Annotated in this window: 20 protein-coding genes; 7 read left to right on the top strand and 13 right to left on the bottom strand. The window is 62.3% G+C overall.

The features are described 5' to 3' along the window. Window position 1 precedes the first annotated feature (1 nt). The 7 genes from ACCO56_RS28200 to ACCO56_RS28170 form a co-directional block, all read right to left on the bottom strand. A complete protein-coding gene (locus ACCO56_RS28200; RefSeq protein WP_433644252.1) occupies window positions 2–727 on the bottom strand; it encodes an ABC transporter ATP-binding protein in 726 nt (241 codons plus the stop codon). Further along, window positions 717–1,493 carry an ABC transporter ATP-binding protein gene (locus tag ACCO56_RS28195; protein ID WP_433644251.1) on the bottom strand — a complete coding sequence of 259 codons (777 nt, stop codon included), beginning with the start codon at window positions 1,491–1,493 and terminating at the stop codon, window positions 717–719. The genes ACCO56_RS28200 and ACCO56_RS28195 overlap by 11 nt, the downstream gene beginning before the upstream one ends. After that, window positions 1,490–2,407, bottom strand: coding sequence for a branched-chain amino acid ABC transporter permease (locus tag ACCO56_RS28190; protein WP_433644249.1), 918 nt, complete (start codon window positions 2,405–2,407; stop codon window positions 1,490–1,492). The genes ACCO56_RS28195 and ACCO56_RS28190 overlap by 4 nt, the downstream gene beginning before the upstream one ends. Then, window positions 2,407–3,255: a branched-chain amino acid ABC transporter permease gene (locus ACCO56_RS28185; protein ID WP_433644248.1), complete on the bottom strand. Its 849-nt coding sequence runs from the start codon at window positions 3,253–3,255 to the stop codon at window positions 2,407–2,409. The genes ACCO56_RS28190 and ACCO56_RS28185 overlap by 1 nt, the downstream gene beginning before the upstream one ends. Before the next feature lie 21 nt (window positions 3,256–3,276). Continuing rightward, window positions 3,277–4,443, bottom strand: a complete 1,167-nt coding sequence (locus ACCO56_RS28180; RefSeq protein ID WP_433644247.1) for an ABC transporter substrate-binding protein — start codon at window positions 4,441–4,443, stop codon at window positions 3,277–3,279. 75 nt (window positions 4,444–4,518) lie between these two features. Further along, on the bottom strand, window positions 4,519–5,478 hold the full coding sequence (locus ACCO56_RS28175) for a 3-hydroxyacyl-CoA dehydrogenase family protein (protein WP_433644246.1): 960 nt from the start codon (window positions 5,476–5,478) through the stop codon (window positions 4,519–4,521). Window positions 5,479–5,816: 338 nt separating this feature from the next. Continuing rightward, window positions 5,817–7,334: a GMC oxidoreductase gene (locus ACCO56_RS28170; RefSeq protein ID WP_433644245.1), complete on the bottom strand. Its 1,518-nt coding sequence runs from the start codon at window positions 7,332–7,334 to the stop codon at window positions 5,817–5,819. A gap of 121 nt (window positions 7,335–7,455) precedes the next feature. On the opposite strand from ACCO56_RS28170, the gene ACCO56_RS28165 reads away from it, so the two are divergent. Then, on the top strand, window positions 7,456–8,367 hold the full coding sequence (locus ACCO56_RS28165; RefSeq protein ID WP_433644244.1) for a LysR family transcriptional regulator: 912 nt from the start codon (window positions 7,456–7,458) through the stop codon (window positions 8,365–8,367). A gap of 1 nt (window position 8,368) precedes the next feature. Here the strand turns inward: ACCO56_RS28165 and ACCO56_RS28160 are convergent, their stop codons facing one another. Together ACCO56_RS28160 and ACCO56_RS28155 are read right to left on the bottom strand one after the other, a co-directional pair. Continuing rightward, complete coding sequence (locus tag ACCO56_RS28160; RefSeq protein WP_433644243.1) at window positions 8,369–8,710, bottom strand: hypothetical protein; 342 nt, start codon at window positions 8,708–8,710, stop codon at window positions 8,369–8,371. Between the two features lie 234 nt (window positions 8,711–8,944). Further along, entirely contained in the window at window positions 8,945–10,192 is a 1,248-nt protein-coding gene (locus tag ACCO56_RS28155; RefSeq protein WP_433644242.1) for a ubiquinone biosynthesis hydroxylase, read from the bottom strand. Window positions 10,193–10,276: 84 nt separating this feature from the next. Between ACCO56_RS28155 and ACCO56_RS28150 the strand changes: the two genes are divergently transcribed. The 5 genes from ACCO56_RS28150 (at window position 10,277) to ACCO56_RS28130 (ending at window position 14,341) form a co-directional block, all read left to right on the top strand. Next, window positions 10,277–11,152 carry an acyl-CoA thioesterase gene (locus ACCO56_RS28150; RefSeq protein ID WP_433644241.1) on the top strand — a complete coding sequence of 292 codons (876 nt, stop codon included), beginning with the start codon at window positions 10,277–10,279 and terminating at the stop codon, window positions 11,150–11,152. Between the two features lie 323 nt (window positions 11,153–11,475). Then, window positions 11,476–11,631 (top strand): DUF4160 domain-containing protein, encoded by a 156-nt coding sequence (locus ACCO56_RS28145; RefSeq protein WP_433644240.1) that lies wholly within the window; start codon window positions 11,476–11,478, stop codon window positions 11,629–11,631. Continuing rightward, window positions 11,603–12,133 carry a DUF2442 domain-containing protein gene (locus ACCO56_RS28140; protein WP_433644239.1) on the top strand — a complete coding sequence of 177 codons (531 nt, stop codon included), beginning with the start codon at window positions 11,603–11,605 and terminating at the stop codon, window positions 12,131–12,133. The genes ACCO56_RS28145 and ACCO56_RS28140 overlap by 29 nt, the downstream gene beginning before the upstream one ends. Before the next feature lie 446 nt (window positions 12,134–12,579). Beyond that, entirely contained in the window at window positions 12,580–12,918 is a 339-nt protein-coding gene (locus ACCO56_RS28135; RefSeq protein ID WP_433644238.1) for a P-II family nitrogen regulator, read from the top strand. A gap of 28 nt (window positions 12,919–12,946) precedes the next feature. Then, on the top strand, window positions 12,947–14,341 hold the full coding sequence (locus ACCO56_RS28130) for an ammonium transporter (protein ID WP_433644237.1): 1,395 nt from the start codon (window positions 12,947–12,949) through the stop codon (window positions 14,339–14,341). A 293-nt stretch (window positions 14,342–14,634) separates the two neighbouring features. Here ACCO56_RS28130 and ACCO56_RS28125 read toward each other — a convergent pair whose 3' ends face one another. The 4 genes from ACCO56_RS28125 to ACCO56_RS28110 form a co-directional block, all read right to left on the bottom strand. After that, on the bottom strand, window positions 14,635–16,122 hold the full coding sequence (locus ACCO56_RS28125) for a DUF1254 domain-containing protein (protein WP_433644236.1): 1,488 nt from the start codon (window positions 16,120–16,122) through the stop codon (window positions 14,635–14,637). Window positions 16,123–16,165: 43 nt separating this feature from the next. Continuing rightward, window positions 16,166–17,641 (bottom strand): DUF1254 domain-containing protein, encoded by a 1,476-nt coding sequence (locus tag ACCO56_RS28120; RefSeq protein WP_433644235.1) that lies wholly within the window; start codon window positions 17,639–17,641, stop codon window positions 16,166–16,168. A gap of 56 nt (window positions 17,642–17,697) precedes the next feature. Beyond that, on the bottom strand, window positions 17,698–18,483 hold the full coding sequence (locus ACCO56_RS28115) for a hypothetical protein (protein ID WP_433644234.1): 786 nt from the start codon (window positions 18,481–18,483) through the stop codon (window positions 17,698–17,700). A gap of 164 nt (window positions 18,484–18,647) precedes the next feature. Then, window positions 18,648–18,956: a hypothetical protein gene (locus tag ACCO56_RS28110; RefSeq protein ID WP_433644233.1), complete on the bottom strand. Its 309-nt coding sequence runs from the start codon at window positions 18,954–18,956 to the stop codon at window positions 18,648–18,650. Window positions 18,957–19,144: 188 nt separating this feature from the next. Between ACCO56_RS28110 and ACCO56_RS28105 the strand changes: the two genes are divergently transcribed. Further along, window positions 19,145–19,705, top strand: coding sequence for a hypothetical protein (locus ACCO56_RS28105; protein ID WP_433644232.1), 561 nt, complete (start codon window positions 19,145–19,147; stop codon window positions 19,703–19,705). Window positions 19,706–19,843: the final 138 nt, after the last annotated feature.

Genomic DNA, 19,843 nt, shown 5'->3' with positions numbered 1-19,843 from the left:
GTCATTTGACCACCAGGGGGTCATCGCCCAAATAGGCGCGCTTCAAATCCTCGTCGTGCAAGAGGTCCGACGCCGGCGACGAACGGACGAGACGCCCTCCCTCCAGGACATGCCCCATCTGCGAGAGCGACAGTGCGAGGTGGGAATTCTGCTCGACGAGAAGCACCGTCACCCCGGTCAGCGCAATCTTGCGGATAGCGCCAGCCATCATGTGGATCACAGCCGGGGCGAGACCGAGGGATGGCTCGTCCAGCAGCAGAAGCTTGGGGGCGGCCATCAGCGCGCGGCCGATCGCCACCATCTGCTGCTCGCCGCCCGAAAGATTGCGGCCGAGACTCTGTCGCCGCTCGGTCAGTCGAGGAAACAGCGCATAGACCATGTCCAGATCGTCACGGATGGCCCGCGCGTCGCGGCGCAGATAGGCGCCGGACAGCAAGTTGTCGTGCACCGTCATTTCCGAGAAGAGCTTGCGGCCCTCGGGCGAGAGCGCGATGCCGGAGCGGGTTCGCTGTTCGGTCGGCAGATTTGTGATCACCCGGCCATCGATGCGGATCTCTCCCTTCGACAGGGGAACCAGTCCGACAATGCCTCGCATGATGGTGGACTTGCCGGCGCCATTGGCGCCGATGATCGCCGCGACGGAGCCCGAGGCCACGTCGATCGAGACGTCGCGCACGGCATGGATGGCCCCGTAGTGGATCGAGACGTTGTCGAGTTCAAGCCGCATCCGCCGCGCTCCCCAGATAGGCTTCGATAAAGGCGGGAGAGTTGCGCACCTCTGTCGGCGTGCCGTCGGCGATGAGCCGGCCCTGCGCCAAAGCCACGATCCGATCGCAAAGCCGCATCACCATCGGCAGATCATGTTCGATCACGATCAACGCTATGCCGCGTTCATGGTGCATCGCGCGGAACAGCGCTTCCATGCGCGCCGTTTCCGTCCCGTTCAGTCCCGCCGCGGGTTCGTCGGCCAGCAGCATTCTGGGTGTGGTGGCAATCGCCATGGCGACGCCGAGGATCTTCTGCAACCCGTAGGGAAGTGCAGCCGCGACTTCACCGGCGTTTTCTTCCAGCCCGGTGAAGACCAGCACATCCTGCGCCACCGCTTGGGCTTCTTCGCGCGCGGCACGCAACCTGCGCGCCGACAGTAGTGCCAGCGGCGTGCCCACGGTCCGGAAGAGAACGGCCTGCTCCAGATGTTCGCGCACCGTCAGGTCCGGAAGCGTCATCGCCGCCTGGAAGCTACGCACCAGGCCCGCACGCGCCACCTTGCCCGGTGCCCAGCCGGAAATGTCATGACCATCGAAATAGATATGCCCGCTGTTGGCGCGCATGCCGCCGGTGATCAGGTTGAACAGCGTGGTCTTGCCCGCGCCGTTCGGGCCGATCAGGCCGGTGATGCGCCCCGGATCGACCGCGAATGAGACATTCTCGACCGCCTTGATTCCGCCAAAGCTGCGCGAGACCGATTTCACTTCGAGTTGCGCGCCGGTCATTTCTTTCTCCGCAGCACGCCAGTGAGCCCTTGCGAGAGGAACATCATCAGCAAGAGAAGCGAAACACCGTAGAGGAACTGCTGGTAGGCAATCGCGGTCCGGAAGAGTTCAGGCAGCGGAACGAGGATCATCGCGCCGATGATCGGCCCGGCGATTGCTCCGACGCCGCCGATGACGTTCATCACCAGCACATTGATGGTGGTGGTGACATTGAAGGCCTCAGGCGAGATATAGCTCAGATAATGGGCATAGAGGCTGCCGGAAGCCCCCGCGATCCCAGCGCTGACGACGAAAACGAAGCGGCGCCAGCCTAGGGCATCGATCCCGAGCGCCTGAACCAGAGGCTCGTTCTTGTCCAATCCGTCGAGGATACGTCCAGGTTGCCCATGCAACATGCCGCGCAGCACCAAGAGGGCGAGACCTGCGACGACCAGCACGAAGATGTAGAAGCTCTCCCGGCTGTGCAGCGACAGGCCGAAGATCGAAGCGGCCGGAATGCTCATCAGGCCGTTGTTGCCGCCGAAGGGGAAGACGAACTCCACAAAGATCAGGACGATCGCCTCACCCATCACGAAGGTGAGCAGCGCGAAATGCACCCCGCGCACCTTGAGGATGATCGTGCCGATCGCATAGGCGATGGCGGCTGGTATGGCGATCGCCGAGGCGAGGCCGAGCAGGAAGGGAAAGCCCACATCCCGCGTGAGGAGCGCTGACGCATAGGCGCCCATGCCCATGAACCCGGCCTGGACCAGCGACAACTGGCCGATACGCAACATCAGGTGCAGACTCAGCGCGAGGAGCGCCTTGATGCCGATCAGGATCGCGATGTGAAATGTGAAGCGCCCCCCGATGAGGAACGGGGAGAGCGCGGCGGCGGCGATGAAAACCGCGAGAACGATGTGTGAGTTGCGCATCAGGACCTACCCAGAATGCCTGCCGGACGCACCAGCAGAACCACGATCACAGCCAGGAAAGACACCAGCGCCGCAATGGTCGAGTTGAACGTGATCGAGATGCCCGCCTCGATGGTTGCCAGAAGGCAGGCCGCCAGCAACGCTCCGGGGATAGAACCAAGTCCGCCGAGAACAACGACGATGAAGGCTTTCATCAGCGCCGCGTCACCCATATTGGGCTCTGCGCCGTAGATGGGGGCTGCCAGAGCCCCGGCGAAGCCGGCGAGGGCGCAGCCAATGGCGAAGGCGACCGGATAGGTCTTCCACGGCGTGATGCCCTGCAGCCGCGCGACTTCCGGCGATTGCGCGACCGCGCGCATGGCCAGACCGAGGCGGGTGTGGTTCAAAAGCCAGTAGACCACCCCGACCAGCATGAGCGCTGTGATCGCTGCGAAGAGCTGATCCTTGGGGATGAAGGCGCCCCATATCTGGAACGAGCCCGAGAAGGGTCGCTCGATCGGCTGGCTGTCCACGCCCCAGACGATGGTCACCGCGCCCTTGATGGTGATGGCAAGCGCCAGGGCCACGATCATGCCGCCGGTTTCATCGCCGGCAAAGCGTCGAAACAGCAACCGCTCGGCAACGACGCCAAAGCCTCCGGCGACCAGGGCCGCCAGAGGAAGTGCGATCATGTAGTCCAGTCCCAACGTGTATTGGGCGACGAAGACGGTATAGGCGCCGATCAGCAGAAATTCACCATGCGCGAAGTTCACCATCCGCATGATCCCGAAGATCAGCGTGAAGCCGAGGGCCACCAGCATGTATGTCGCGGACGACAGTCCGGCGACGACGAGGAATTGCTGAAGCATGCGCTATCCGTGCCGTCGGGATCAGTTCAGCTTGGCTTCGCCGATAACGACGCCGTCGCCCCCCTGGATCTTGACCATCACGACCGAGCGGTAGATCTGGTGGTCGATCCCATAGGCGTCCGCGCCGCCCCAGGTCAGCTTGCCGACCGAGCCTTCGAACGGCGCACTGGCTTCGAGAGCTGCAACGACGTCATCGCTTTCGATCGAGCCTGCCTTCTCCATCGCGGAGAAAAGCAGGTTGGCCGCATCGTAGAACATGACGACGTAGTCGTTCATCTCGGCCTTGTGGAGCTTGCTGAATTCGCCGCCCAGGCGGTCCCAGACGTCCGTTCCGGGCGCAGCCATGGTGATCCCGACCAGGCCCTCGGCATTTTCCGCTCCCGCCGCCTTCACCACTTCCTCGACGTCGAAGCCGCCGAACTTTGTGAAGCCACCCTTGTAGCCAAGGTCGCGCGCCTGCCGCACGATCAGGCCCGCGGTGCGCGGCGGGGTGGTGTCGAGCTCGATCGTCTCGGGGTTCTGCGCCAGCATCTTGGTCAGGATGGCGCTGAAATCGTTCTGGGTGCGCTCGAAGAACTCAGCCGTGACGACTTCGAATCCCGCCGCCGTATATGCGTCGCGCTGGATCTTCTGGCTGTTCCAACCGGTTTCGTCATTGGCGGCGATCAGGCCGACGCGCTTGATGTCGGGATTGTGTTCCTTGACCCATGCCACGGTCGACGGCGCGAATTCCTGGGTCGTAGGGCCAACGCGGAAGATGTACCTGCTGTCCTTGAGCACGCTCGCCGCCCATGCGCCGGTGAAGAGCTGGACGCCGTCGCGTTCGGTCAGCGGCTTGATCGCCAGAAGCGAGGCCGAACCGATCGGGCCGAAGATGTAGCGAACGCCATCAGGACCCATCAGGCGGTTCGTCGCGGTGACGGCCTCGGCGGCCTTGTACTGATCGTCATAGGAGACGACCTCGATGGTGTAGCTCTTGTCGCCCACCTTCAGGCCGCCGCGCCCGTTGATCTCCTGCGCGGCAATCTTGACGCCGCCGTCGGTGCCCAGACCCCAGGCCGCGCCAGCACCGGTCAGAGGACCGAGAACGCCGATCTTGAGCACCTCCTGAGCATGCGCGAAGCCTGCCGACATCGCCGTGCAGGCCAGCGCCGCCAGGACCGTTCTGCGATTGAGTTTGAATGTCATCTTTTGTCTTCTCCCTAATGACACAACATGCGGTATGCCGCCGTTTCGTGTGGCTTCGTCTCCGATAGCGGCGCTCTAGTAGCGGCCGATATCGTTGAGTGCGTGCTTCAGTGAAAAGAGCCTGCGGTCGCGATCCCTGAACAGCTCGGCCGGGGTCTGGCCCTCATAGTTGTAGAACCCGTTGCCAGCGGCGACACCCAGCTTGCCTTCCGAGACCAGCCGGTCGACGACATCTGAGCGGCCGCGCAGTTCGGGCGGGCTATAGGCCTTGTTGGCGAGATTGAGCTGCGTCACCTTGAGTCCGGTGTAGTCGATCCGCTTGAGGTGACCGAGCAGGGCGAGGCGCTCCGCCAGGCCATACTTGATCGCCGTGTCGATATCCTCGGCGCTGGCCAGTCCCGCATCGATCAAATGGAACGCCTCCAGGCTGATCGCGGTCTGGATGCGGTTGGCGATATAGCCGCTGAGAAACTTCTCCAGAAGGATTGGCTTCTTGCCGAGCCCACGAAGGAAACCGCACATCGCCTCTGCCACTGCCGGCTCGGTCTGGGGCCCCTTCACTACATCGACCAGGTCGATCGCATAGGGCGGCGTATACCAGTGCACGATCAATGCCCGCGCCTGCCTGCGTTCCGGCAGCAACGGGAAGATATCCAGATAGGACGTATTGCTGGCGATGACTGCCTGCTCGGGGGCATGACGGTCGATCAGGGTGTAAACCGCGCGTTTGGCCTCGGCCTCTTCGGTGATCGCCTCCACCACCAGATCCGTGCCTTGCAGCGCCTTGGCTAGATCGACCTCCGTGCGGATCCTGTCGAGGGCATGGCTGACGTTCTTCTGGTCATAGGCCCCGACTTCGACGAGCACCTCCGCGGCCGAACGCGCCAGCGCCAGAGCCTGGCTGACCGCAGCCTCGCTGCTGTCGTGCAAGATCACCCGGCAACCGCCAAGGGCATGAACCAGTCCGATCGCATGGCCGAGAAGACCCGCTCCAACGATGGTGACTTGCCCGAAGGCGGCTTCATTCACGTTCATTTTCCCCTTCGTCCACCCACCTGAGCGACGCGCGGTCGCAACGCTCTGAAAGCCGCACAGCTTTCAGACATACCCCTCAGAGATCGACGGGTGGCTCAATATGTCAAACATATTTAGCTACGTCTCGGGATGTCAACGCACAAATCTTCTTTCCTTGGGCATCCGAGAGAATGATAATTCCCGTCTCTGACATTCCGACCATGCGGGTCGAAGCGATCGATGCCCGCCGGGCAGGGCGCGGGTTTCTGCCTCGCCTCAACCGAGAACGACTGCATCGAAAGCCGCGGAACGGGGAGGAGTTCCACTCTCCTTCCCGCCAATCGCTCCTCGTCTACGGCTCAATTGGCCTGAACGAACCGCGACGCGACGTTTTCCGACCAGGCGCCGATGCTCATCGTCGGTGGCGCGGCGGTCGGCTCGGGAAAGGCGGCCGCGTCGACCACATAGAGCCCAGGCACGCCATGGACCTGGCCATCGGCGCCGATGACCCCGCCTGCCTCGGGGCGACCGACGCAGGCCCCGCCCATCGGATGCACGGTCGAGGGGCGAGGGCTGGCATAGATCTTTCGGCCAGAAAGCCGGGCGGCTTCCAGCATCGTGGAATAGATCTGCGCGTAGATAGGGCTGTTCTTGGGGTCGAAGCGGATGCGGAACCGGCCGCCTTCGATGGTGGCGGTACCATCCATCGCATCCGCGCCCATGCCGCTGACCACGAGGCCACGCTTCAGCCGCTCACGAACAAATTTGGGGAACGGATATGAATTCACGCTCGGCATGTTGTTGCGTCCGATCGCCACCCGGGGCCAAGCCTCGTCGCGCAAGAGGAACGCCCCTTTGCTGGGCACGCCCTCGGTGAAATCCGTTCCCTTCACGTTGAGATCCCAGAAGCCCCTGATGTCGCCGTTCCCGCTGAACCTCTGGCCGAGATGCGGCATGCCGGAAAGCCCGCCGTGCCGGTCACGGCTTTCCAGCAGCAGGCGCAAGGTGTTCATCGTCCCGGCGCCTACGAAGACATGATCGGCGGCGATCGTCTGGCGGGTGCGCTTCGCATGATCATGGAAATCGACCAGGAAGCGCCGCGCGGCACCCTTGGTCGCGGTGATCGAGATCACTTCGCTGAGCGCGCGTACGTCCAGCCCCTGCTTCAGCGCCGGAGCCAGGTAGACAATGTCCATTGTCGACTTCGATCCCGACGGGGCTCCGAGGAAGCCGTGATCGCCGGTTTTGTAGTCCGTCTCCCAGCGGCTCACGCCATGCTCCGTGGTCACCAGCTTCGGATTGTCCTTGTCGCGCGGGAAGAGAAAGCCGACGCGCATGTCGACCTTGGGGATCGCCGGCGTGAAATCCGGGTGGTTGGAGTACATCTGCACGGCGGTGTGGGGCGGAGCATTCTCCGGCGCGGGACGCGAAGAACCGACCCGCGTGATGAAGCTCTCATAATGCGCCGCCATCGAAGCCTCGCTCAGATCGTCGCAATGCCCGTCCCAGTAGTCGGGCTGCAGGGGGCGGCGATGCAAGGCCGAGTAGACATGGCTGCCTCCCCCGACGCCCGAGGCGCAGATCACCTCCATGCCTTTGGAGAAATAGACCTCGAACAAGCCCTTGCGGTTGAACCGCATCCGCCCCCACGGAAGAAGAGGGTGATAGACGGATCGCAAGGAATGGGTGAACAAGCGATGTCCGCGCGGCAGCGGCGTGCGTTCCTCGATTCCCATCGAACGCGTCGGCACCGTGTCCCACCAGGGACCGCGTTCCAGCAGCGTGACCTTCGCCCCTGCCTCGGCCAGGCGCGCGGCCGCGACAGAGCCTCCGAACCCGCTGCCGATCACGACGACATCCGTCGCATCCGATTTCATCGGCCTACTCCCAAATCAATCCACCCCGCCAGGAATGTGCGGACCAGTGTTTGACAAGCCTCAAGCCCAATGTCTAATGCATTGCGTGCACCAGATATAACTGAATGTTATGGGGTCCGCGGTGAAGATCAATCTGCGCCAGATCGAGGCGTTCCGCCTGGTTTTCCAGACCGGCAGCATGACCACCGCCGCGCGGCTGATGTCGATCACCCAGCCCGCGGTGAGCCGCCTGATCCGCGATCTGGAGGAGACGACCGAACTCGCGCTGTTCAAGCGCAGCGGCTCGGGCATCAGCGCCAGCCCCGATGCGATCTCCTTTTTCAACGAGGTCGAGCGCAGTTTCCTCGGTCTGCAGCATCTCGAACAGACCGCCACGGCCATTCGCCAGCAGCGGGAGAAATTCATTCATGTCGCGGCAACCGGGGCCTTCGCCTATCAATGTCTACCCCATGCCCTGATGAAAATGCGCGAGAAGTATCCCGGCGTTCGCACCAAGCTGACCGTGACCAGATCGTCCGAGATCCTTGACATGGTCAGCACGCGGCGCTGCGATCTTGGCATCACCGCCACTCCACCCAATCCAGCCGGGATCGACTTCGAAGACCTGCCGACGTTTCCCATCGTCTGCGTTTTGCCGCGAGGGCACCGGCTCTCCACACGTTCTTCCCTAAGCCCGCGGGATATGGCCGGCGAGTCTATCTTCTGCCCGCCCGAAAACACGCGCCTCCACCAGGAAATCGCGCGCAGTTTCGAGTTGGCGGGCGCGCCGTTCAACATCGCGGGCGAATGCACGCTGGGCATCTCGATCTGCGAGATCGTTGCGCTGGGCGCCGGGATTTCGATCCTGGATTCGCTCTCCGCGCGCGGCACCGGACACGAAAAGGTGGTGACGCGCCCCTTCGAACCCCGGCTGGAATGGGAGCCGAAGCTGCTCTACCCGGCCGGAAGCCCGCGCTCGAAGCCACTCACGACTCTGACGCGGGCGATTCATTCACGCCTGGACGAGATCGGCAACCTGGTTCATGCGGACTGACTCAAGCCGGCGCCTTCGGCGCACCGAGAAGCTCGGCGACGCCGTTGACGCGCAATTCGTTGCTGACATTGTCCAGGACGACGTAATTCTCGTAATAAGTCAGCGTCGGGCGCGCGCCAAATCGTCGCTCGATCATGTCGGCCCAGTCCGCATTGTACCAGGCGTCGGCCTCTTCCCGTGATGCCCAGAAATAGACGCCGCCGCCGCCATTCTCGCCATTGAGGTAATACTTGCTCATCAGTCCCGGCAATTGGGTGTAGGTCGGGGCCGATGTTCTGGCTGCCCTGATTGCATCCTCCTCGGAGCGTTCAAGGCCCGGGATCTGGACGATGGCTATCAACATTGGAAAATTCCCTCGATGTGGCGCTTGGTCAGTTGTTGGAGCCGCCGGTGGTCATGTCAAATGGCAATTTCTGATCGGCCATACGGCGATGTTATGCGCGTCAACCGTGGACCTTTATCGGTAGGGTATCGAACGCCGTGCTGACATGCGAAACAGACGCGTCGAATCCTGCGATTAGCCTCGCCGAAGGCCAAGTGCTGGAATAGCAAGAAAGAATGCCCCCGACTTAGCGTCTCAAATCGCCTCGCCCTTGAGCAGCCGCGGGGTTGGACCGGCTAGCCCTGACGCCTGGCGGATGAAGAACTCTTTGAGCCTGGGCATGCGGTCGACCAGGCCGAGCCCGACGTCGCGGAAGGCGCGAACGGGGCCGATGTCGTTGGAAAACAGCCGGTTGAGCACGTCCGTCGTCACGCCCATCTGCACGGTGTCGAAGCGGCGCCAGCGTTCGTAGCGCTGGAGCACGTCGATCGCGCCGATGTCCTGGCCGAGCCTGTCGGCCTCGACCACCGTCTCGGCGAGCGCGGCGACATCCTTGAAGCCGAGATTGAGGCCCTGGCCGGCGATGGGATGGATGCCGTGCGCGGCATCGCCGGCGAGCGCGAAGCGCGGCGCGACGAAGGCGCGGGAAAGGGTGAGGCCGAGCGGCCAGGCGCGGGGTTTCGTCTCCACCCTGATTTCGCCGAGCTTCAGCCCGAAACGCTGCTCCAGCTCGACCTCGAACGTGAACTCGTCGCCCTTGACGAGCCTTTCGGCATCGGCCGTGCGCTCGGTCCAGACGATGGACGAGCGGTTGCCGGTGAGCGGAAGGATGGCGAAGGGGCCGGCGGGCAGGAAATGCTCCTCGGCCCGGCCGTTGTGCGGCCGCTCGTGCGCGATGGTGCAGACGATGCCCGATTGACCGTACTCCCAGCGCACCGTCTTGATGCCGGCCATGTCGCGCAGCCTGGAATTGACGCCGTCGGCCGCCACCAGCAGCTTGGCGTCGAAGGTGATGCCGTCCGCCAGATGGACGGCCATGTCGCTCGGGCCGTTCTGGAAGCCGGAGACCGCGATGCCCTCGATAATGTCGATACCGAGCTCGGCGGCGCGGCGGCGCAGCGCGCCGTTGAGCACGCGGTTTTCGACCATGTGCGCGAAGGGCTCACCGGGTGAAACCTCGCCGCCAAAGGTCAGGAACACTGGGCGCACCGGATCCGACGTCTTGGAATCGGTGATAATCATCTCGGTGATGGCCTGGGCGTGCGGCTCGATCTCCCGCCAGCAGTCGAGTCGCTCCAGCATGCGGCAAGCGGCGGCGGCCACGGCCGAGGCGCGGCCGTCCTTCTGCCAGACGCCGGGCGGAGCGGCGTCCACGACCGCCACGGAGAGGCTGGGTCTGGCCTCGCGGATCGACACCGCTGTCGCCAGGCCGACATAGCCGGCGCCCGCCACCAGCACATCGATATCGGTCTTGCTCGCGGGAGCTTCTTTCGCTTTGGCCATCGCTTCGTCCCTTCCGCCTTGACACCGGCAGCCATTCGGCTGACATCGGCCGCCACCCGCACTCCTCACTATAAAGGGCAAACCATGTCGGAGGCCATGCAGGAGCTTCTCTCCATACTCGACCTGGAGGAACTCGAACACAATCTCTATCGTGGTCGCAGCCCCAAAATGAACTGGCAGCGCGTCTTCGGCGGCCAGACCATCGCTCAGGCGCTTGTGGCAGCCTGCCGCACGGTTGGGCCTGACCGCCATGTCCATTCTCTGCATGGCTATTTCATGCTTCCCGGCGATACCACGGTGCCGATCGTCTATGAAGTCGATCGGATTCGCGACGGCAGCTCCTTCACCACGCGGCGGGTCGTCGCCATACAGCACGGCCGCGCTATCTTTTCCCTGGAAGCCTCTTTCCAGCGCGACGAGGAAGGGCTCGACCATCAGTTCGCCATGCCGGACAACGTGCCGCCGCCATCGAGCCTGAAGACGCAGCGCGAGCTGCTGGAACATGCCGAGCACCTGCCGGAGGACATCCGTCGCTTCTGGGCGCGCGAGCGGCCGCTGGAAATCAAGCCCGTCAATCTCGACCATTACACGAGCCGCGAAAAGCTGCCGCCACGCCAGAACATCTGGCTGCGCACCACCGGCCCGGTGCCCGCCGACCGCACCATGCAGGTCGCCGTGCTGGCTTATCTGTCGGACATGACGCTCCTCGACACCTCGACCTTCGCCCATGGCCGCGCCGTCTTCGACCGGGACCTGCAGGTTGCGAGCCTCGATCACGCCATGTGGTTCCACAGGCCGCATCCGCTCGACGGCTGGCTTCTCTATACCCAGGACAGTCCTTCTGCCTCGGGCGCGCGCGGCTTCACGCGCGGCGCGATTTATAGCCAGGAGGGTGTGCTGATCGCCTCGGTGGCGCAGGAAGGCCTGATCCGCCTGCGCAAGCCGCCTGCTTCCAGTTGATCAGGCAGACGATCGGCCTGACGCCAAGTCTCTGTGAAGGCTATCATGCGCCAATGGCACCACCGCGACGGAGCCGCCTGTGATCGAAAGAGCTTGCCCAGCCATTCATGGACATTACCAAGCACTGAGCTAAGGCTCCGTTCGATGGTCTCTAGTGCGTCGTGTGCACTAAAGACTTGACATAGTGCACAGTGTGCACTATTGATGATGTCATGACGCAACCGCAACGCTTATCAACTGAGACCCGCGCGTGCCGACGCTCGTTCAGATCGGGAGTATAAATCCAACTTTACGTCGACGATCACCACCCGCCGCATTTTCATGTGGTGACGCCCCAATATTCCGTTCAAGTCAGGATCGACACCCTTACGATCCTACGGGGCCGGATATCCAGGCGCGACCTGGAAATCGCGCTGGAGTGGGCTCGCGACCATCAGAAGGAGATCGAAGATGAATGGCAACGCCTCAACGGACGCTGACGACATCATCGGGATTGGTGCTCCACTGCCGCGTCTCGCCGCCGTGCAGGTCGGCGAAGCGCGTCATGTCACCGTGACGTGGCGGGACGGGTCGACGAAAATCGTCGACCTCGCCCCGGTGTTTCTCAGCCATCGCCACTTCATTCCGCTTCGCGACAACGGCGATCTATTCGAGACTGTGCGCGTCAACGAAGACGGCATGGCACTTGAATGGGACGACGGCATCGAATTGTCGGCCGAGTGGATCGAGCGGCTTCCCACGGCCGGCATGACCAATGCCGAGTTCCGACAGATTATGGGGCAACTTGCTTTGAGCCTGGATGGCATGGCTGCTCAGCTCGAGATTTCACGCCGGCAGGTGGCCGCGTTTCGCGGGAGCAAGCCGATCCCGGCCCATATTGCGCTTGCCGCCCTCTACCTGCTTGAGCATTTGTCGAATCTTCCTGATATCGCCGATGGAATGCATGCGTCGAGGCATCACCACAGGGCGAAAGTCGCGTAGGGCACAAGAGACGACTCTGAGCGCCCGAGCACATTCTCGTCCATTTCCAGCTCACGTTTTCGGCAATGTAGACGAACAGCAATGTTGCCGCCCGCAGGAAGGAGGCGGCTAGAACGCAGAAATCATCGCCAGCGCCCCGCGTGGAGCAACTGGTAACGCAGGATTGAGACCGTTTTGACCACGAGGCTCGGCCTCCACCAGAATTCGCCTCTGCGCCGACTGACTTCAAAGTAGGCATTTTCGTATTTTTGTCTAATATTTAGGCGCTCAAGCTGCCCATCCCGCAGGCTCCACGTCGTGGAGCGGCCGAAAATCTCTTCCTTTTCAGCACATTAATCCGGTTCTTCGGCAACTGGCACGGAGCTTGAATCGCTCTCCGCAGTTTCGGCTGCTTGCGGCCGATGTCGTGGGAACGCGGGAATCCGCATAGCGAAGGGTGAAGCTTCATGAAGATCGTGATGGCAATCATCAAGCCGTTCAAGCTCGACGAGGTCCGCGAAGCGTTGACCGCCGTCGGGATTCAAGGCCTGACCGTCACCGAGGTCAAAGGATACGGCCGCCAGAAAGGCCACACCGAAATCTATCGCGGCGCCGAATATGCCGTGAGCTTCCTGCCGAAGATCAAGATCGAGGTCGCCGTCAGCGCCGACCTTGTCGACAAGGCGGTCGAGGCCATCTCCAACGCCGCCAAGACCGGACAGATCGGCGACGGAAAGATCTTCGTCTTCGGCATCGACCAGGCCGTGCGCATCCGCACCGGCGAAACCGACACGGACGCGCTCTAGGCCGTCAGGACTCAGGGGAGACTTATCTATGCGTATGACTTCACGTTTGGCCCTTCTGGGCACATTGGCGACGGGGGTGCTGGGTGCCGTCGCAGCCGTCGCCCAGGAAGCGGCACCGGCCGCCGCGGCCGTTCCGGTGCCCGACAAGGGCGATACCACCTGGATGCTGGTCTCGACCGTCCTCGTCATCCTGATGACCATTCCCGGCCTTGCGCTCTTCTATGGCGGACTGGTGCGCGCCAAGAACGTCTTGTCGGTGCTGATGCAGGTGCTCGCCGGCTTCGCCATGATTGCGCTGCTGTGGGTAGTTTATGGCTATTCGCTGGCCTTCACCGGCGCCGGTACAGCCGAGGAGGCGACGTTCCTCACGCCCTTCATCGGCGGCCTGAGCAAGGCCTTCCTGGCCGGCGTCGGCCCGGATTCGCTGGCCGAGACATTCACGCAGGGCGTGTTCATTCCCGAACTCACCTTCGTGATCTTCCAGCTCACCTTCGCGGCGATCACCCCGGCGCTCATCGTCGGCGCCGTCGCCGAGCGAATGCGTTTCGGATCGGTGATGTTGTTTCTGGCGCTCTGGTTCACCTTCGCCTACCTGCCGATGGCCCATATGGTGTGGTGGTGGGGAGGCCCGAGCGCGGCCGACGCCCCTTCCGGCTATCTCTTCGGCATCGGTGCGCTCGATTTCGCCGGCGGCACGGTGGTCCACATCAATTCCGGCATCGCCGGCCTGGTGGCGGCGCTCGTCGTGGGACCGCGCGTTGGCTTTCTCAAGGAGAATATGGCGCCGCATAATCTGACCTTCACCCTCATTGGCGCTTGCCTTCTGTGGGTCGGCTGGTTCGGCTTCAACGCCGGCTCCAACCTCGAGGCCAACGGTCTGGCCGCGCAAGCCATGCTCAACACCATCACAGCGACCTCGGCCGCGGCACTCGCCTGGTCGGTCGCCGAGCGCATCGTGCGCGGCCATGCCAGCCTGCTCGGGGCCGCTTCCGGGGCGGTCGCCGGCCTCGTCGCCATCACGCCGGCCGCCGGCCTCGCCGGCACGGTCGGCGCGATCTTCCTCGGCGCGGTCGCGGGCCTCGTCTGCCTGTGGGCGGTGATCTCGCTGAAGCCGATGCTGAAATACGACGATTCGCTCGACGTGTTCGGCATCCATGGCGTCGGGGGCATCGTCGGCGCGCTGGGCACCGCGATCGTTGCTTCGCCGGCGCTGGGCGGCTTCGGCCCCGGCGCGGAAGAATATTCGATCGCCGGCCAGTTCGGCACCCAGGCCTGGGCGGTGATCGTCGCGGTCATCTGGTCGGGGGTGGTCGCCTATGTGGCGCTCCAGGTGGTCAAGGCGGTGATGGGTCTCAGGCTGCCGGAAGCCGGCGAGCGCGAGGGTCTCGACATCGTCTCGCATGGCGAGCGCGCGTATAATTGATCCCATTGGCCCTGGATGTTGACATATCCAGGGCGCCTCAGTCGCCGGTGCGGCCCATCCGGGCCGCTTGGCTTTCGCGCCACCGCATCGGCCCGAACCGAAGGTTCGGAAAGCACGATGCGGCAACTATACTCTGGCAGCGCGTCCTTTGCGCGTCCGAACGGACGCACGGCGCTCGGCTGGCGCAGCGCGCAGTCGCGCGCTCCAACGAGTCTAGAAATCCCGTCTGGGAGAACGCAAGCTCTCCTGACCTTGAACCCGGCTGCGCCGGGTTCTTTTTTTGGTATCGTTTGTCAGTCGCCGGGTTTGACCTCGGGGGGCGTCCATGAACCGTCTATGACAGCCGTCTTCGGCCAATAGGCGCGGATGTAAAGGGAGAAGTCGCTTTCCTTTGGGGCAGGCAGCCAATTGTCGCGAAGCTCTTCGGAGGGCGGCTCCGCCTGTATGTAAATCGTTAGCGACCCGTCGGCATTATATTGAAGCGACTTGTTCTTGGTGCCCAGCGAATAGCGCTTGATGTCGTTCGGTTCGAAGAAATGGTGCTCGTTGTAAAGCGTCAGCGACCAGAAGCCGTCGACCGGCGGAGTTTCGTCTTTCGCGAACGTCACCGTGTACTTCTTCGCACCGTTCAGCCGTGCACCGCCGCTATCCAGATCCTGGTAAAAGTATTTGGTCTCGTTCTGTGCGTTGACGAAGATGTTCGACTTGGCCACGGCCGTTCGTGTGAAATAATCGGTGCCGAACGCGGCGTTGTTCGACGTCGTTGTCCAGTTGTGAGGCAGGACGAGCCCAAAGTTGCGAAATTGGATAAGCGGTTTGACGAGTTGCTCTTCGGCCTCGGCAGCAGCTTCGTCGACCGCCTTCCTGATCTCCGGGTCGACCTTTGCCGCCTCGACAACGGCCAGCACCTGCGCGTAGCGGGCTTCCTCGCCTGGCAACGGCGGCGCATCTGCTAGCACAAGAGGCAGTTCATCGAAGAACTTCTCAGGTACCACCCATTGCGTTTCAGCCTCTCCGCCACTTGCGGCAGGCACCTTCTTGAGCTGCCTCCAGTCTATCGTCTTCATCGTGCCATCGAACTCGGAGAGCGGATAGAGGTTGATTTGTTGTAGCACCTCCTGGACAGCCGCCTTGTCTTCGGCCGTATCGTCCTGGAAGACGCGCGGGATCGCATTGGCAGTATTGGTTGAAGCCCGGAAGACCTTGGTGATCCCCTTCGGCACCTCGCCATGCCAGTTTGGGCCGACGAGCAGGTAGAAACCAGGCTGCGTGCCGTACATCTTGCCGAGACCGACGAAGCTGTCCGTCCTGAGATCGACTATCTGGTACACCCAGAACCGGTCGCCGAAGTCGGGGACTTGGACGACCACCGGGGATTGGTCGAGCGCCAGCAGGGCAGCGCCATAGACGACATCCTGATTGGGGCAAGCCACGAGCCGCTCTTCCGGCTCGATATAGTCCGTCAGCATGGTCAGCCGGTTGATCGGGGCCATCGGAGCGGCACCCGAATAGAATCGTTCCGGGACCTTCGAAAAGGCAAGACGTCGGTTGTACATATTGACCATCGGCCAAGCCCAAAAATATGCGTCTCGCGCCACGAGCTTCGCATAGTCGGTCGTGATCCGCGTGCCGGCGACTGGGCCAGCGGGCATGTTCGCGCTCCACTTCGGCGAGAGCGGCAGCGGTTCGGCAGAGGCCGAGATCGCGGCGAGGCCGGAAGTCGCGGCCATGAGGGCCACTCCGGCAATCGTGAGAACGCGCTGCGATTTGCGCGATGTCATGTCAGCCTCCTTCTCTTCGGCAGTCGGATGCACGCCTCATCAATTAACCGTCGACCTTTTCGAGGTCGCCCGGCTTCCAGCTCTTGTCGAAAAAGGCCTTGGTCGGGCCGTAGAGGCGCAGGATCGTGAAGAAACCCTTACCGGGAACAGTCGCAATCCAGTTCCTGCCCTCGCCGGGAGATTCCGGGCCGAAATAGATTTCGGTCGAACCGTCGGAATTCTGGACCGGCTTGTCCATCGTGTTGAGCGAGGGGAAGGGTTGGCCGTTGTCCAGCCCGGAGCCGGTGACCGGGTCATAGACCGTGACCGACCAGAATATCTTGGCAGGAATGTCCTTCGGTAGCTTCAGCTTGTAGGTTCGGTCGCCGGACAGGTAGTCGCCATCGGCATCCTTGAAGGCGTTCGGGTACTTGGCCCCGACATTCTCCATGTTGATCGCCATGCCGGGACTGGTCGAATAGGCATAGGTGAAGAAGCTCGTCCTTTCATCCAGCCGGTTGAAACTCTCGCCCGAGAAATTGGCGTTGGTCGAGAACGGATTCAGCCACTGCCGATCCTCGTAGTAGCGAAGTGCATTGCCGCCATAGGCGAAGACATGCCCCATGCGGGAGGCCGTTTTCGCTGCCTGGTCAAGCAGTTTGCGCGTTTCCTCGTCAGGCTCGAACGGCTTGCCCTTGACGATGCCGACAGAGGCCGCCATGCCGCGCATTTCGAAATCCTTCGGATCGACATACTCGTGCTGGATGAAACGGTCGAGCATGTCGAAGGCACTGCCATCCTGCGGGTAGAGCATGTTGACCGGCACGCCCGAGGCATCGGGGAACTGCATCGGCTTCGCGGAGGTTTCCTTGCCCAGCGGATAGATCTTCGTCTGCTCCATCACCTTCACGGGCTCTTCGAGCTGAGCGGGATCTTTGAAGAAGCCGCGCCAGAAGACGAACACACCGTAGGTGCCCGAGCGATAGGTGAAGTAGCCGTCCGGCACCTCGCCAGTGTAGTCTGGCGGCAGAATCAGATATTTGCCGCCCTTGCCCTGGTCTGGACCGGGCAGGCCGACATCACCCGCCCATTCGCGGCCGTTGATCTCACCTTCGGAAGGGATCGGCCGTTGGAAGAAATCGTCGATGATGCCCTGCAGGCCCGGCGGCACCTCGATCACTATTGGCCCGTCCTTACTCAAGTCGAGATAGCCGAGCGCATAGATCACGTCGGAATTGGGCGTGGTGATCAGCGTCTTGGCATCGAGCCGCTTCTTAAAGATCGGGAGTACGTTGTAACCTTTGCCGAACTCGGCTTCGGAACCTTCCTTCATGCCGTACATGTTCAGAGCCGGGAGCGCCCACAAGTAAGTCTGCACGGCGCGCTGAAACATCAGCTCCTTCTGCATTTTTCTCGCGCTGTCGTTGCTGAGATAACCCTGTGTGTAGGGTGCGTCCGCTAGCTCGTCATAGTGACTGGCCTGGGAGAGAGCGGAAGAAGGAAAGCTTGCCAGGAAACCGAGGATGAGGAACAAGCGCATAGCTATCTTCTTCTTGCTCGAGCCTGCCCGGAACTGGACAGGAAAAAGTCGCCGCGTCATTTGCCGATCGCGAACTGGAAATTGACGCCTGCGAAAATCTGCCATTCTGGCTGGCCAGCACCATGGCTGGAAACCGTGTATTGCGGTTCGACGAAAGCGTTCATCGTCACCTTTTCGTTCAACTGGATGACCTTGCCGAGGCCGAGGCCGACCGGAATGGAATAGTCGCCACCCTCCAGGTCGAAGTTCCAGATGGCGGTTGACCGCAGATAGTAGCCGTCCTTGAGGTTGAAATTGACGATTGGCTGCACTGTGAGGAGCGAAACATCCTCCCGCTCGCTTTGCCCGGCGAAGGAGGTCTGAAAGGTAACGAGGCTACCGAGGAGGCCCCATCGCTGCGGAGCGATTGCCAAGCCGACCGCGCCGGCCTGCCACTTGCCGGCACCGAGCGAATCGTCGGTCGCGGTCGGAAACACCACCAAGGGACCAAAACCGAACGACACCTTCTCTCCAGGGATGACGAAGATGTCCATGATTGTGAGGTCGCCGAGTCCGGTCACATAACCGCTCGGGAATTCCGGCGCTGTCGCGATCGGCAAGGTGTAACGAAAAAGCTGTGGGGCGCCAAAGACGTCGGCGGGGATGAGGCCGCGCAAGAGGAATTGGTTGGCGTAGCGATCTGGCAGTTCGGTCAGTTCCGGCACGTAGTAGTTATGGAAATTGATGGTGACCTTCGGGGTGAGCGGATTGTTGGCTTCGTTGATCGCCTCATGCTCCTGACCCCAAGCTCCGCTCGCTCCGGAGACCACGAGAAGCGCCGCGAACCAAACTTCCGATCTCATGCTACCACTCTCTCGTAGGCCGGCATGTTTGCGAAAGAGTTCGAGGACCGCAAGCCTTGTAACGGTTACAATACCCGTATTGCGGACGTCCGTATCAGGCAGGCAGAAATTCTAGGATTGTTGGGTATCAAGGCTTCTTGCGGCGCTCAACTCGCAGCACAAGCTCAGCGCGCCACGAACCGGCCGCTGGAGAAGCACTTTTTGACCGGGCAGTATTTCGTGTCGGCGGTCGGCACGCCGGCCGGGGCCGCGATGGTGCCGTCCGGGCAGAATCGCTGATCTTTGGCGAAGCGGTCGTAGATCGGCAGGCCGATGATACGCCATGAGCGGTAGCTGAGGACCACCGCGCCTTCCTGCTCGATGCGCGCCTGGACATCGGCGCAGCTCATCTGCGTGACGTCGTAGCGCGACACAGCATGCACATCGGAAGCGATCAGCGACAGGAGGGCCGCGCCGGCCACAGGCAGCTTCATGCGTCTTCCCCAGTTATGCCAGCATGCTGCCCAGCCAAACGTGGTGCATTTGCATGGGCATAGCTTTGCCATGCCGGAGGCATCGTGTCACCCGCCCAGATCGCGAGGGTCGCGCCAGCGGGAACACGAAACAATTCCGTGCCGGTGCCGTTCGGGTGCATCCCCCGGAAAATGGAAGGAGACAGAGAATGATGACCAGAGGATCGCAAATCGCCGACAGATGGCCTGAAGAATCTCGCGAAGCCGCCAAGCTCGTCATCGAGAGCTATGGCGAACCGGACGAGGCCACCGAACACCAGCTTGTCTGGCACGACTGCGGGCCATGGAAGCGCATCGTCGCCTCCAAGGAGTTCCACCGTCACAATTTTCCGGCGCCCCACACCGATTCCGTCGAATGTTTCGTCGCCTACCGCGTGCCGCCCGAGAAATTCTCGGCGCTGGCCGAGTTCGACGGAAGCGTGATGGTCGACCGGACAGCCGGCGAAGTCTCTGCCCGATGCCATGACGAGCAGGCCAATTTCCTCGCTCTCAACCTGATGCACGACATTGTCAGCGGACAACGCAGCATCGAGGAGGCGCGGCGCTATTACGCCAAGGAATTCGCCGACTACCGTCGCAAGATGCCCACGCCCTACATGCAAGGCCTGCGCTTTTCACCGTCCGATGCCGATGCCGCGGATCCGGACGATCGGATCCTGTCGGACGAAGACCTCGAGGCCGCCAAGCGGGAGGGAGAGGCGAAGCATTGATGCGGCTGGATAAGCCGAGCAAAAAAGCCCGCGCCTCCAAGATCAGGAGGCGCGGGAGAGCCTTGGGAGTGATCGGATCAGGGCTGACCGACCGAAAACAGGAACCGTCGAAATCGAAAGTTGTTCCCCTGCCGCAGC

The sequence above is a fragment of the Mesorhizobium sp. 1B3 genome, assembly GCF_050958605.1.
In the GTDB taxonomy this organism is placed as follows: Bacteria; Pseudomonadota; Alphaproteobacteria; order Rhizobiales; family Rhizobiaceae.
The sequence above is the reverse complement of the archived record's forward strand: the minus strand, read 5'-3'. Positions and strand labels throughout refer to the sequence as shown.